This is a genomic window from Streptomyces antioxidans (genome assembly GCF_000968685.2).
Taxonomy (GTDB): Bacteria; Actinomycetota; Actinomycetes; order Streptomycetales; family Streptomycetaceae; genus Streptomyces; species Streptomyces antioxidans.
In genome coordinates this window covers 1-12,427 of record NZ_LAKD02000140.1, presented here as the reverse complement: position 1 = coordinate 12,427, position 12,427 = coordinate 1, and the positions used below count along the sequence as shown (strand labels likewise).

At 72.1% G+C, this 12,427-nt stretch carries 13 protein-coding genes and 1 tRNA gene; 5 read left to right on the top strand and 9 right to left on the bottom strand.

The features are described 5' to 3' along the window. Nucleotides 1-35 precede the first annotated feature (35 nt). A complete protein-coding gene (locus VT50_RS36365; RefSeq protein ID WP_046085201.1) occupies nt 36-935 on the bottom strand; it encodes a universal stress protein in 900 nt (299 codons plus the stop codon). A 369-nt stretch (nt 936-1,304) separates the two neighbouring features. Between VT50_RS36365 and VT50_RS38870 the strand changes: the two genes are divergently transcribed. After that, on the top strand, nt 1,305-2,615 hold the full coding sequence (locus tag VT50_RS38870) for a PT domain-containing protein (protein ID WP_107424967.1): 1,311 nt from the start codon (nt 1,305-1,307) through the stop codon (nt 2,613-2,615). Nucleotides 2,616-2,748: 133 nt separating this feature from the next. On the opposite strand, the gene VT50_RS36355 is transcribed toward VT50_RS38870, so the two are convergent. Together VT50_RS36355 and VT50_RS36350 are read right to left on the bottom strand one after the other, a co-directional pair. Further along, complete coding sequence (locus tag VT50_RS36355; protein WP_046090614.1) at nt 2,749-4,356, bottom strand: alpha/beta hydrolase; 1,608 nt, start codon at nt 4,354-4,356, stop codon at nt 2,749-2,751. Nucleotides 4,357-4,480: 124 nt separating this feature from the next. Next, complete coding sequence (locus VT50_RS36350) at nt 4,481-4,756, bottom strand: hypothetical protein (protein ID WP_046090613.1); 276 nt, start codon at nt 4,754-4,756, stop codon at nt 4,481-4,483. Between the two features lie 189 nt (nt 4,757-4,945). Between VT50_RS36350 and VT50_RS36345 the strand changes: the two genes are divergently transcribed. Continuing rightward, nucleotides 4,946-6,127: a sensor histidine kinase gene (locus VT50_RS36345; protein WP_046090612.1), complete on the top strand. Its 1,182-nt coding sequence runs from the start codon at nt 4,946-4,948 to the stop codon at nt 6,125-6,127. Next, the gene (locus VT50_RS36340) at nt 6,128-6,805 is read left to right on the top strand and encodes a response regulator transcription factor (protein WP_046090611.1); all 678 of its coding nucleotides are present in this window, start codon (nt 6,128-6,130) and stop codon (nt 6,803-6,805) included. A gap of 83 nt (nt 6,806-6,888) precedes the next feature. On the opposite strand, the gene VT50_RS36335 is transcribed toward VT50_RS36340, so the two are convergent. From VT50_RS36335 to VT50_RS39885, 4 genes are all read right to left on the bottom strand, one after another. Beyond that, a tRNA-Ser gene (locus VT50_RS36335) sits at nt 6,889-6,975 on the bottom strand. Between the two features lie 68 nt (nt 6,976-7,043). Continuing rightward, entirely contained in the window at nt 7,044-7,544 is a 501-nt protein-coding gene (gene tadA, locus VT50_RS36330; protein ID WP_053048851.1) for a tRNA adenosine(34) deaminase TadA, read from the bottom strand. An 18-nt stretch (nt 7,545-7,562) separates the two neighbouring features. Beyond that, nucleotides 7,563-8,078, bottom strand: coding sequence for a tRNA adenosine deaminase-associated protein (locus tag VT50_RS36325; protein ID WP_046090610.1), 516 nt, complete (start codon nt 8,076-8,078; stop codon nt 7,563-7,565). Between the two features lie 294 nt (nt 8,079-8,372). Further along, a complete protein-coding gene (locus VT50_RS39885) occupies nt 8,373-8,540 on the bottom strand; it encodes a hypothetical protein (protein ID WP_167396655.1) in 168 nt (55 codons plus the stop codon). Between the two features lie 177 nt (nt 8,541-8,717). Between VT50_RS39885 and upp the strand changes: the two genes are divergently transcribed. Beyond that, on the top strand, nt 8,718-9,353 hold the full coding sequence (gene upp, locus VT50_RS36320) for a uracil phosphoribosyltransferase (RefSeq protein ID WP_046090609.1): 636 nt from the start codon (nt 8,718-8,720) through the stop codon (nt 9,351-9,353). 54 nt (nt 9,354-9,407) lie between these two features. On the opposite strand, the gene VT50_RS36315 is transcribed toward upp, so the two are convergent. Further along, nucleotides 9,408-10,076, bottom strand: coding sequence for a LytR C-terminal domain-containing protein (locus VT50_RS36315; protein ID WP_046090608.1), 669 nt, complete (start codon nt 10,074-10,076; stop codon nt 9,408-9,410). Nucleotides 10,077-10,231: 155 nt separating this feature from the next. Beyond that, on the bottom strand, nt 10,232-10,531 hold the full coding sequence (locus VT50_RS36310) for a type II toxin-antitoxin system VapB family antitoxin (protein WP_014061825.1): 300 nt from the start codon (nt 10,529-10,531) through the stop codon (nt 10,232-10,234). Between the two features lie 353 nt (nt 10,532-10,884). Between VT50_RS36310 and VT50_RS36305 the strand changes: the two genes are divergently transcribed. After that, on the top strand, nt 10,885-12,427 hold a 1,543-nt coding region (locus tag VT50_RS36305), incomplete at its 3' end, for an SDR family oxidoreductase (RefSeq protein WP_107424966.1).

The following is a 12,427-nucleotide window of genomic DNA, read 5'->3' as shown; positions in this document are numbered from 1 at the left end:
GGTGTGCGGGTGTGCGGGTGTGCGGGTGTGCGGGCTCAGGGCTCAAAAGGCTCGGGGGGCGGGTGGGGTACGACCGCCACCGGGCAGTGGGCGTGGTGCAGCACCGCATGGGCCACCGGCCCCAGCCGCAGCTGGGCGGGCCGGGTGGCCGTACGGCGCCCGATCACCAGCAGCCCGGCCCGCTTCGAGGTCCTGACCAGCGCCTCCGCCGGGTTCAGCAGAACGACGTCCGGCACCACGGGCACCTCGGGGCAGCCATCCCGCCACGGCCGCAGGGCGTCGGAGACCACCTGGCTCTCCTGGTCCTCCCACGTCGCGCGGTCCTCCTCCAGCACCGTGAGCATCCAGGCCGACGGGGAGGCCGGGGGCAGCGCCCACGCGTGCACCACCCGCAGCGGGACGCCCCGCTCCTGGGCGGCGCGGAACGCGAAGGCGGTCGGCGCCTCCGCCGGGGCGTGGGCGTCGAAGCCGAGCTGCACCTCGTCCGCCTCCGTACCGTCCCAGCCGCCGCCCGTACGGCGCTCCTCCGGGACCGTGACGACGGGGCAGTCCGCCATCGCCGCCACCCGCAGCGCCACGGAGCCCACTGCCAGCCCCTCGAAGCCGCCCCAGCCCCGGGCCCCGACCACCAGCAGCCCGGCGCTCGCGGCGGCCGTGAGCAGGGCCTCGGCCGGTTCGATGTCTGTGTGCTCCCCCTCGATCCCGAGCTCAGGAAGGCGCGCCCGGAAGTCGGCCACCGTTTGACCGAGCATCTGCTCGCCCACGTTCTGCCAGGCGTCCACCCCGGGCACCGGCGAGACCCTGCGCGGCAGCGGCGGACAGGCGTGTACGAGGCGCAGCGCCACCCCGCGCCGCGCCGCCTCCCGCACGGCCCACTCGGCCGCCGTAAGGCTGCGCCGGGAGCCGTCGACCCCCGCCACGACAGGGCCGCTCATCCGGTCCTCCTCGGCTGCCGTCCGTCACTGGGGCCCGGAGCCCCGGTCTCTCGCTCGGGCCCGGAGCCCCGGTCCGCGCCTCCGGTCCGCATCTCCTGTCCGTTCTGCTGCCAAATGGGGCACGTCCGTTTAGTCTAGATACGCGGCGAAGATCCGACATGGTCGGAGGATTCGCCGCGCACAGACCGCGAGGGGTAGTGACCGCCCTCGGTTCGGGTGCACCCCGGACCGAGGGCGGTTCTGCGAGCGGCGACGGGCAAACGCGGCCCAAGTCCCCCAAAGGTGGGGTGAGATGTCAGGGTTTCGGGGGAAGCGGGGCCGTGCGGAGCGAGCGCAGGATGGGGGACGAGGTTAGGGAAGGAGAGGGAAATGCGCTCGATCTCATGGCACCTCACCTCGCGTCGTTCAGCATTCGTCGTCGGTTTCGTCGTCGTGGTCGCCGTCGTGGTGGTCCTTGGGATGGTCTCCTCCTCCGAAAGGGCATCCGGGGAAGCCTCCAAAGAGGCGCCCGGGGAAGCCCCCGGATACGCCTCGACGGTCGAATACCGGCGGGAACCCATCGGAAAGACCTCGGTCCCCGCGTTCACCTCCTCCGTCGGCCGGGACCGCAAACACGTGGTCTCGCCCTCCAACGGAGGCCGGGCCTTCCGCGGCAACACCCCTGGCCTCTACGCCGGGGTCCGGAACCGGCAGCCCTGTGACCGTCAGGGGCTGCTCCACGACCTCGACGCCGACAAGGGGAAGGGCGCCGCCTGGAGCAAGGTGCAGCACATCTCGCCCGACGGCATCTCCGATTTCGTCAACCGGCTCACGAGCGTCACCCTGCGCTCCGACACCTACGCGAAGACCTATGGCTATCGCGGTGGGGTGAAGCCGGTGTCCGCCGTTCTCCAGGCCGGAACGGCGGTTTTCGTCGATCAGCGCGGTCTGCCCGTCGTGAAGTGCGACTCCGGAAATCCGGTAAGGGTCTCGGCCCCGCCGCGCAACGCCAAGCCGACCTTCACCGGGCCCGAGTGGAACGGCTTCTCCCGGAGCACGGTGACCGTCATCCGTCCGGCCACGAAGAACGCCAAGGACCTCGTCCTGGTGGGAATCGGCAAGGCGGAGCTCCTGAAGCGCCCGCTCGGCCACGGCGACGGCAGCGGCGACCCGCGGGACACGGTGCTGGCCCGCGCCGACTACCCCTCGTACCTGGCGATGCCGGGCGAGCAGCACGCCCCGCGGCTGCGGGAGGCGCCGAAGGTCACCATGAAGCCGTCGGACCGGTTCACCCCGCTGGAGACCGAGCGCCCGTCCGGGACCCCCTCCCAGCAGTCGCAGCCCTCCGACGAGCCGTCGGACTCGGGCGAGCAGCCGCAGGACCAGCCGTCGGACCAGCCGCAGGACCAGCCCTCGGACCAGCCCTCGGACCAGCCGCAGGACCAGCCCTCGGACCCGGGCCAGCAGCCGCAGGACCAGCCGTCGGACCAGCCGCAAGACCAGCCCTCGGACCAGCCGCAGGACCAGCCTTCCGACCCCGGTCAGCAGCAGCCGCAGGACCAGCCCTCGGACCCGGGCCAACAGCAGCAGCCGCAGCCCCCGCCCAACCAGCCGCCCCCGAACCAGCCCCCGCCCCAGCAGCCCCAGCCCGACCCCAACCAGCAACAGCCCCCGCAGCAGCCGCCCCCGTCCGGCCCCTGACGGGAACGGCCCCCGCGCAACACCGGACGTGGGGCCCGGCTCGCGATGAGCCGGGCCCCACGTTCTTCGAACGGCAGCGGTGGGGATATCGGGGCGGCACAGCGCGGACTGGACGTCGCCGAACCGCCCGCGCTCAACCCCTCTGGTTGGGCGGGCTGTCAGGCTCCGCCGTGCAGGCGAGGTCCCGCGCCGGGCGCTGCCCTGTGGTCAGGAATGCCGTCACCGCGTCGTTCGCGCAGGTGTTGGAGCCGAAGGGATAGACGCCGTGCCCGCCCTGGTCGGCCGTCACCATCGTGGCCCGCCCTCCGAACGCCCGCCGCAGCTTCCGGGCGCCGGTGAGCGGTGTCCCCGGGTCGCGCTCGTTCTGCACCATGAGCACGTTCGACGGGCCCCGGTCACCGATGCGCACCGGCGGCTCGACCCGCTCGTCCGGCCAGAACGCGCACGGTCCGATGCTCGCCGCGGAACCGCCCAGCATCGGGTACCTCAGCCGGTCGACCGCGGCATCGCGCTGATACTCCCGAACCGTCCTCGGCCAGCGCGAATCACCACAGGTCACATAGAAGCGAGCGGCCATGAAGTTCTCCATGTTCGCCATCGACGGCGGGGTGTCGGGCGGCAGCGGCCGGTCCTTGTCGAGCGCCTGCCACATCTCGGCGACCAAGGGCATGGACGCGTCGCTGTAGAGGCGGTCAAAGGTGATCCCGCGGAACAACGTCCCGTCGATGCCCCGGACCGGCTCCGCCTCCAACCGCTGCGCGAGCTCGAAGAATTTCGCGGTCACCCGCTCCGGTGTGGTGCCCAGGCCGTACTCGGGGTGCGCGGCCGCGAACGCCGCGAAGTCCGGGAACCGGTCCTCCATCCCACGGGCGAGCGACCGCGTGGCCGTGACGTCGTAACCGCCGGGGCCCAGGTTGCTGTCGAGCACGATCCGGTCGCTGCGCCCCGGGAACAGCGTCGTGTACACCGCACCGAGGTAGGAGCCGTAGGACCCGCCGAGGTAGGAGAGCTTCGGCGCGCCCAGCGCCGCCCGGATCCGGTCCATGTCGCGAGCGGCGTTCGCGGTGGTGGTGTGCGGCAGCATCCACGACGTACGCGAGGTGGCGCACTGCTCGGCGACGGTCCGGGCGTTCCCCGCCGCCCGCGCGACATCGGCCGCGGTGTGCGCGTACGGCGGCAAGTTGCCGCGGCTCCGCTGCGCCGGCGTCAGGTCGCAGGTCACCGGCGTGCTGCGGCCGACACCGCGCGGGTCGAAACCGATCACGTCGTAGGAGTCCAGCACGTCCTGCGGCAGCTTTGAGGCGGCGAGAGCGGCCGGGTAGCCCAGTCCTGTGATGCCGGGGCCGCCTGGATTGGTCAGCAGCACGCCGCGGCGTTGCGACGGCTTCTCGCTCGCCAGCCGGGAGATCGCGATCTCGATCTGACGGCCGTCGGGATCGCGGTAGTCCAGCGGGACTTTGAGCGTCGAGCACTCGAGACGTGATGAGGCGTCCTTAAGGGAAGCGTCCTTCTTAAGGGAAGCGTCCTTGACGGAGGCGTCCTTAAGGGAGGCGCCCTTCACGGAGGCGTCCTTACGGTGTGAGTCGGCCTTCTCCGAGCACGGGCCCCACCGCACGGTCTCCGGCGTCGTCGCCGCCGTGTCCGGCGTCGCCACCGACACGTCCGGAATCACGGTCAGCGCCACCGCGGTCGCCGTCACCGTGGTCGCGGCGAGGGCGAGGGACAGGGTTTTTCTACGCATCTGATGTCTTCCTGAAGGGCGGACAGAGGCGGACAGGGGCGAAGAGAGGCGCACGGGAACGCACGGGGGCGCCGGAACGGGCGGGCTCGGGGTGTGCGGGCCTGCCGTCCGGACGGGACGGGCGTCAGGCCGTTCCCCGGTCGTGGCTTCTCCCGGAATTCCCGGCCCGCCCGGCGGTCGGTTCCTTGCGCGTGTGTGCCCAGCCACCGGACACCATGGCGGCGAGCGCGATGAGTCCGAGGAGGATCAGCTGGCCGGTGCGGCCGCCGGGGACACCGCTGAGGAGGCCCCACAACGGCTCGGAGTCCGGGTTGAGCACAGCGCGGATCATCGCTTGGGCGGCCAGCACCGTGATCACCAACCCGACCGCCTCAAGGGCCACATGGGCACCCTGGCGCATCGCGTTCCTCCGTCTGGTGTTCGGTCGTCTCGGCACGTGAACGAGTCTGTTCCTGCGGCCCGGCGGGCACATCGGCCCGGCGGCTCGCATCGCCTCCGACCGAAGGCGGGGTGGTGATGCGACTCCGGTCGAGGGCGCGTCATCCCGCGGCCCGACTCACCGGCCGTACGGTGTCGCGATACTGACCAGGTGAACACGGACGTCGCGCCACGGCTCGGGTGGTGGCAGCAGACATGGCGGCTGGGCGCGGCCGCGGCGGTTGGCGTACCGCTCTGGCTCTCCGTCGGTGTGCTGGTGCAGGGGCAAACCGGTGAAACGGGCGCGTGGTTCCTCATCGGTGATCCGCTGGTGGCCCTCGGCTGCCTGACGGCGGTCCTGTGGCGGCGGCGGTTCCCGCTTGCCGTCGCCGTGGCGGTGGCGATCGCCTCGACCGCGTCGGCACTCGCCATCGGCGCCGCGTTCCTGGCGCTCGTCTCGCTCTCCACGCGGCGCCGTCCGGTGGAGAGCGGGGTCGTCGCGCTGGCCCTGGTGACCGCGTCACAGCTCACCGGCGGGGTGTATCCGGTCGAGCGCTCGCCCGGCTCGTGGTGGATCGAACTCACGGTCCCGGCACTGACCGCGGGCATCGCGGTGGCCATGGGCATGGCCATCGGGGCGCGGCGCGTCGAAGTCCGGTCCCTGCGGGACCGGGCGGAGAGCGCGGAACGGGAACAGACCGCACGAGCGGCGCAGGCACGGACCCTGGAACGCAACCGGATCGCCCGCGAGATGCACGACGTACTCGCGCACCGGATCTCCCTGGTCGCCATGCAGGCCGGAGTGCTCGACCACCGCGGCGACCTTACGGCCGAGGAGAACCGGGTACTGGTCCGCGGTATCGCCGACGGCTCCCACCAAGCCCTCGAGGAGCTACGGGACGTCCTCGGGGTGCTACGGGCCGACCCGGGCCGCCCGGAACCGCCCCAGCCCTCCCTCGACCGCATCCCCGACCTGGTGGCCGACGCGCGGGCATCCGGACTGGACGTCACGCTCACCACCGCCGTTGCGGGAACGCCGTCCGATGTCGTCGGACGCACCTGCTACCGGATCGTCCAGGAAGGACTGACCAACGCCGCCAAGCACGCCCCGGGCGCGCCCGTACGCATCACCCTCCGGGGAGCGGCGGGCGACAGCCTCGACGTCAGCGTCCACAACTCCCCTGCCACCGGGGCGACCGCACCGCCACCGGCATCGGGATTCGGTCTGCTCGGCCTCACCGAACGCGTCGAACTCGCCGGCGGAGAACTCGACCACCGCCCCACGCCCGACAAGGGATACCTCCTCACCGCGCGACTACCCTGGCCGGACGCCACCCACGAAAAGAGAGCATGAGTGGATACCGAGCGGGCGCCGGTGCGCGTCGTCATCGTCGACGACGACCAACTGGTGCGGATGGCGCTGCGGCTCGTCATCGACGGCGAACCGGACCTGACCGTCGTCGCGGAGGCGGCCGACGGGGACGCCGCGCTCACCGTGGTGGCCGAGCAGCGGCCGGACGTCGTGCTGATGGACGTGCGGATGCCCGGCCGCGACGGTCTCAGCGCGACCAGGGAACTCCTCATCCGACCGGCGCCGCCGCGGGTGCTCATGCTGACCACATTCGACTCCGACGATCTGGTGCTCGGCGCACTGCAGGCCGGAGCGCTCGGGTTCGTCCTCAAGGACACCCCGCCGGCGCGGATCCTCGACGCGGTGCGGACCGTCGCGGACGGCAACCCGGTGCTCTCCCCAGCGGCCACGGCACGGGTGATCGCCGCGGCCACCAGCCCGTGGTCCTCCCACGCTCGCGACGCGTCCCGCGAGGCCGCGCGGAAACAGCTGTCCACGCTGACCGAACGGGAACTCGACACCGCTCGGGCCATCGCGGACGGGCTGGGTAACCCGGAGATCGCCGGGCGGCTGCACATCAGCGTCGCGACCGTCAAGGCGCACATAGGCAACCTGTTCGCCAAGCTGGCGGTCGACAACCGGGTGCAGATCGCACTCCTGGTCCGTGACGCGGAGGACTGACCAGCGGCCACACGGCTGTTGGACGGCGGCCACCAGCACAACACCCCCTGTCCCGCGCTTTCGCGGGACAGGGGGTGTGAGAGCGGTAGCGGTGGGATTTGAACCCACGGAGGAGTTGCCCCCTCACGCGCTTTCGAGGCGCGCTCCTTCGGCCGCTCGGACACGCTACCGAGGGAGAGCCTAGCGGACGGGTGGCCGGGAACCGAAATCGGTTCCGGGGCCGGCCCGAGCGGCGGGCTCAGGGCTTGCGGAAGAAGGCGGTCAGGGGGGCCGCGCACGCCTCCGGCAGGACGCCCGCGATGACCTCGGGGCGGTGGTTGAGGCGGCGGTCGCGGACGACGTCCCACAGGGAGCCGACCGCGCCTGCCTTCTCGTCCGCGGCCCCGTAGACCAGCCGGTCCAGGCGGGACAGGACGACCGCACCGGCGCACATGGTGCACGGCTCCAGGGTGACCACCAGGGTGCAGCCGGTCAGCCGCCAGCCGCCGAGGTGGTGGGCGGCGGCTCGGAGGGCGAGGACCTCGGCATGGGCCGTGGGGTCGCCGTGGGCCTCGCGCTCGTTGCGGCCGCGGCCGAGTACCGAGCCGTCCGGGCCCAGCACGACGGCGCCGACCGGCACGTCTCCCGTCTCGGGTGCCCGGACCGCCTCCTCCAGCGCCAGGCGCATCGGTTCGCGCCAGGGGTCGCGCAGGGGGTCGGGGTCGGGGCCGGGCAGGAGGCCGGTCAGCGGATCGGTCATGACATCAGTGTGCGGCGGTCAGCGCACCGCCTCCAGCCCCTCCATGCTGCATCCGAGCATCTCGGCGATCGATTCGAGGGCGTCCCCGTCGAGGGCCTTCAGCTCCTTCTCGTCCATGCCGAGGTCGGCCAGGATGTCGGCGTCGCCGAGCGGGCCGATCGGGACCGGGGCGTCGTCCGCGTCCTCGTCGTCCCGGTCCGGCTCGCCGTCCTCGGTGCCGTCCAGGTCGACCAGGCTGTCCAGATCGTCGTCGGGGTCCCGGCCGAGCAGCTCGTCGGTGAGCATCGAGCCGTACGAGGTGCGGGCGGCCGCTGCGGCGTCCGATACGTAGATGTGCGGGTCGTCCTCGCCGTCCACGCGGACGACGCCGAACCACGCGTCTTCGTGCTCGATGAAGGCCAGTACCGTGTCGTCGTCCTTGGAGGCCAGACGGGCCAGTTCGATCAGGTCCGTCAGGGTTTCCACGTCATCGAGCTCTGTGTCGCTCGCTTCCCACCCTTCTGCGGTGTGCGCGAGCAATGCGGCGAAGTACACCGTGACTCTCCCACTGGTCATAGGCGTGCCGGGGGCGGGCGGGACAGTGTCCCGCCCCAATCGGAATCGTGGCAGAAACCGTCGCTTCGCGAGAGGTCTTCCACGCTGCGTCGTGCACCAGTCCAAAGAGATGTGGCTCACGCGGACGGAATCGAAACGCGCGGAAGCCGTCTCCGGCGGTTCCGCGGAAGCCCGTCAGGGCTCACCAGGGCCCATCGGGAGGGCTCACCTGGGCCCATCGGGAGGGCTCACCTGGGCCCATCAGGGCTGCGCATCAGGGCTGCTCAGCAGCGCTCACCAGGAGAACGTCCGCATGTGTATCGCCCGGCGCATCCGGGCGGCGCGGGCCTGCCGGGGACGCACCTGGTTCCGTACCGCCCGGGCCTCGTTCAGCGCGCGCAGGAAGCGGTCGCGACGGCGGCGGCGGTCCGCGGCGGTTTCCCTCGCGGTCGCGTCGGCCATGGTCACTCACTCCTCGGGGCCGAGGTATCGCCCGGCGGGGCCCGGACGCTGTTGCCCACTTTCCCCCGAATCAGCGGTTTGATGCGAGAACGGCGGCAGACGGTCGAGCGCGGTGCCGCGCACGGAGGGTGTCACCGGCGGGAGCCGGGCCCCGGGGGCTCGGTTAGTGTCGTTGCCATGCGGATCCACGTCGTCGACCACCCGCTGGTGGCGCACAAACTCACCACGCTGCGCGACAAGCGCACCGATTCCCCCACCTTCCGGCGGCTCGCCGACGAGCTGGTGACCCTGCTCGCGTACGAGGCCACGCGCGATGTGCGCACCGAGCAGGTCGATATCGAGACCCCGGTGACGGCCACGACCGGGGTACGGCTGTCCCATCCCCGCCCCATGGTCGTGCCGATCCTGCGGGCCGGTCTCGGGATGCTCGACGGCATGGTGCGGCTGCTGCCCACCGCCGAGGTCGGCTTCCTTGGCATGATCCGCGACGAGGAGACGCTCCAGGCGTCCACCTACGCCACCCGGATGCCCGAGGACCTCTCCGGTCGTCAGGTCTACGTCCTGGACCCGATGCTCGCCACCGGCGGGACGCTGGTCGCGGCGATCAGGGAGCTGATAGCGCGGGGCGCCGACGACGTGACCGCGCTGTGTCTGCTGGCGGCGCCCCAGGGCGTCGAGCTCATGGAGCGCGAGCTCGCCGGGGCGCCGGTGACGGTGGTCACCTCGTCCGTCGACGAACGGCTCAACGAGCAGGGGTACATCGTGCCGGGGCTCGGTGACGCGGGCGACCGGATGTACGGCGCCGCGGGCTGAGCCCACGCCCCTGGCGACGGGGCGGGCCCACGCCCGCGATACGCGGCACGGGCCTCAGCGGCAGGGCGATCCGGAGGGCGCGGGCGAGGGCTTGGCCAGGGCGGCCAGTGCCTTGTCCGCGTCCTTCTGTCCGACCAGGTCCTTGAAACGGTTGCCGATGATCAGGTCGATGTCCTTGCCGTCGCGCGCGTCGTTCTTGGTCTGCGCGCCGGTGAGCTGTGTGCCGAGCACATTGAAGGCGCCGTGTCCGGCGCCGGGCGCGCCGAGCAGTATCCCGGTGGCCTTGACCTTCTTGTCGTACTGGGTCGGGGCGTTGCCCACCTTCCCGATCTTGAAGCCGCGCTTCTCCAGCTCCTTGGCGGTGTCCTTGGCGAGGCCGGAGCGCGTGGTCGCGTTGTAGACGTTGACCGTGATCTGGGAGGGCTTCGGCGGCTTCTCGCCCGTACGGCCGCCCTGGCCGCTCTGGCCGCTGTCGGAACGGCCGGACTTGGCGTTCTCGGCGGGGGGCTTGTCACCGCGCTCGCACTCCCCGGTGCCGTGTGCCGCGCGGACCTTCTGGTCTCTGCTGTCGCCGGAGAAGACGTCGATGAGCTGAAGTGTTCCCCACCCGACCAGGCCGAGCGCCAGAACCGAGCCGAAAGCGGTGAACACCAGCCGTCGGCGGTTCCGGGGCCGGCTCATCCGCGGGTAGCGATCGCCCGTAATGCGGTACTTTCCGCCCATGCCGGGAGGGGTCAGCATGCTCATGTGCGCAGCGTAGTGCGGCCAAGTGGCGATGCCTACTAAATGATCAATGGTTGGTGCTCAGACCAACCCGAAAGGGTCAACAGAGATCGGAAATCGATCAACGGCGATCGGTCGCCGGGGGTCGGGCGCGGTCAGCCCTCGAGCTCCAGGACGCGCGCGTGCAGCACCTGGCGCTGCTGGAGTGCGGCGCGCACCGCCCGGTGCAGCCCGTCCTCCAGATAGAGATCGCCCTGCCATTTCACGACATGGGCGAAGAGGTCCCCGTAGAACGTGGAATCCTCGGCGAGCAGCGTCTCCAGGTCGAGCTGCTGCTTCGTCGTGACCAACTGGTCAAGACGTACCGGGCGTGGGGCGACGTCCGCCCACTGGCGGGTGGACTCCCGGCCGTGGTCGGGATAGGGCCGACCGTTTCCGATGCGCTTGAAGATCACACGGAAAGCCTACCGGGCAAGGCCCTCCCGGCGCAGCCAAGGCGCCCGAGTGCCGGGCCCGGGGCGGGCCCTGCCGCACTCGGAAAATCGGTAAAAAATGCCCGAAAGGGGCTAGGCGCTCATGGGGGCCCGGAGTAACGTAAATAACAGCCTGCGGGGCGAGCGAGGGAGCTCGGCCGGAGAGGCGCTTACGGAGGGGACGTCAGTCCCCCGAGGGAGTGTCTCCTAGATGGCCGGGCTGAGAGGCTCGAAGGTCGGGGAGACCGGAGAGCGACCTCCACCACCTGATACGGACAATGCCGCCGAAGGGAGCCCACCTCGCAGGTTTCGTCCTGCCCGCGCACCATGGCCCCATGGCTGTTCCCCAGCGCCCCCCGGGCCCGCACGGCGCACCGGAGCCGCGCCGCTGTCTGGTCACCGGCGCCACCGGCTATATCGGCGGCAGGCTGGTGCCCGAGCTGTTGGCCGCCGGGCACCAGGTGCGGTGTGTGGCCCGTTCGCCCGAGAAGCTGCGCGACCAGCCCTGGGCGGGCCGGGTGGAGACCGTACGCGGCGATATGACCGACGAGGAGTCCGTGCGCGCCGCCATGGAGGGCGTGGACGTCGCGTACTACCTGGTCCACGCGCTGGGCACCGGATCCGGCTTCGAGGAGACCGACCGCCGCGCCGCCCGGACCTTCGGCGAGCGGGCCCGGGCCGCGGGGGTGCGCCGGATCGTCTACCTCGGCGGGCTGACCCCCGAGGGCGTCCCCGAGCACGAGCTCTCGCCCCATCTGCGCTCCCGGGCCGAGGTCAGCCGGGTGCTGCTGGACTCCGGAGTGCCGACGGCCGTGCTGCGGGCCGGGGTGATCATCGGCTCTGGCTCGGCCTCGTTCGAGATGCTGCGCTATCTCACCGAGCGGCTGCCCGCGATGGTGACGCCCCGCTGGGTGCGCACCCGCGCCCAGCCCATCGCCGTCCGCGATGTGCTGCGGCTGCTGGTGGGCTGCGCCACGCTGCCGTACGAGGTGCACCGGGCCTTTGACATCGGCGGCCCCGACGTCCTCACCTACCGCGCCATGATGCGGCGGTACGCACGGGTGACCGGCTTGCGGCGGCGGCTGATCGTGCCCGTGCCGGTGCTCACCCCCCGGCTGTCCAGCCTGTGGGTCGGCCTGGTCACCCCCGTGCCGGGCGCCATCGCCCGCCCGCTGGTGGAGTCGCTGCGCCATGAAGTGGTCTGCGCCGAACGGGACATCACCCGCTATGTGCCGGACCCGCCGGGCGGGCCGCTCGGCGTGGACCGGGCGCTGGAGCTGGCCCTGCGGCGGATCCGCGACGCGGAGGTGGTCACCCGCTGGTCCTCCGCCGCCACCCCCGGCGCGCCCAGCGATCCGCTGCCCACCGACCCCGACTGGTCGGGCGGCAGCCTCTACCAGGACCGCCGCGAGCGCGCGGTGGACGCCTCGCCGGGGGACGTCTGGCGGGTGGTGGAGGGGATCGGCGGTGAGAACGGGTGGTACTCGCTGCCGCTCGCCTGGGCGCTGCGCGGCTGGATCGACACCCTGGCGGGCGGAGTCGGGCTGCGCCGGGGCCGTCGGGACGCGGCGCGGCTCAGGGTCGGGGACAGCCTCGACTTCTGGCGGGTGGAGGAGGTCCTGCCGCCCCGGCTGCTGCGGCTGCGGGCCGAGATGCGGCTGCCTGGCCTGGCCTGGCTGGAGATGGTGGTCGTCCCGGATGCGCGGGGCGGGGCGGTGTACCGGCAGCGGGCGCTGTTCCATCCGCGCGGCCTCGCCGGGCATCTGTACTGGTGGTCGGTGGCGCCGTGGCACGCGCTCGTCTTCGGCGGCATGGCGCGGAACATCGCCGCCCGGGCCGAGAGGGGCGGGGCCGGGACGGGCAGGGGCGGGAGGGGCA

Excerpts from the sequence above, each read along its gene's own strand:
- VT50_RS36365 (WP_046085201.1), bottom strand. The coding sequence starts at position 935 with ATGAGCGGCCCTGTCGTGGCGGGGGTCGACGGCTCCCGGCGCAGCCTT.
- VT50_RS38870 (WP_107424967.1), top strand. The coding sequence starts at position 1,305 with ATGCGCTCGATCTCATGGCACCTCACCTCGCGTCGTTCAGCATTCGTC.
- VT50_RS36355 (WP_046090614.1), bottom strand. The coding sequence starts at position 4,356 with ATGCGTAGAAAAACCCTGTCCCTCGCCCTCGCCGCGACCACGGTGACG.
- VT50_RS36350 (WP_046090613.1), bottom strand. The coding sequence starts at position 4,756 with ATGCGCCAGGGTGCCCATGTGGCCCTTGAGGCGGTCGGGTTGGTGATC.
- tadA (WP_053048851.1), bottom strand. The coding sequence starts at position 7,544 with ATGACCGATCCGCTGACCGGCCTCCTGCCCGGCCCCGACCCCGACCCC.
- VT50_RS39885 (WP_167396655.1), bottom strand. The coding sequence starts at position 8,540 with ATGGCCGACGCGACCGCGAGGGAAACCGCCGCGGACCGCCGCCGCCGT.
- upp (WP_046090609.1), top strand. The coding sequence starts at position 8,718 with ATGCGGATCCACGTCGTCGACCACCCGCTGGTGGCGCACAAACTCACC.
- VT50_RS36315 (WP_046090608.1), bottom strand. The coding sequence starts at position 10,076 with ATGGGCGGAAAGTACCGCATTACGGGCGATCGCTACCCGCGGATGAGC.